General features: G+C 67.8%; 1 protein-coding gene. It reads left to right on the top strand.

Going from position 1 to position 239, the window contains the following annotated elements; genetic code table 11:
* Window positions 1-17: 17 nt before the first annotated feature.
* Window positions 18-239: hypothetical protein (locus tag SB753_RS40955; RefSeq protein WP_410805667.1), on the top strand; the 222-nt coding region annotated here is incomplete at its 3' end.

The raw sequence follows: 239 nt of genomic DNA, 5'->3' as shown, positions 1-239 counted from the left end.
CGACGAACTGGAGTGCCGTGACCATGCTCGGGAACGCATGGGGCGCCGCGCCGTGGTCCGAAGACGGCACGACCTGCGAGTTCGCCTCTCCCGAGATGATCGAGTACCTCACGTGGTACCAGGACCAGATCGACAGGGGAGCGATCCCTGCCGTCTCCGGCAACGCGGCGCCCGCTGCATTCGCGAGCGGTGACGTCGCCTTCAGCGTCGCTCAGCTCAGCCAGTCGGGGAGCCTCGAC

Origin of the sequence: Paraburkholderia sp. SIMBA_053, assembly GCF_046534895.1 — a bacterium.
GTDB classification, from domain to species: Bacteria; Pseudomonadota; Gammaproteobacteria; order Burkholderiales; family Burkholderiaceae; genus Paraburkholderia; species Paraburkholderia caledonica.
This window is presented reverse-complemented; position numbering and strand designations above follow the sequence as displayed.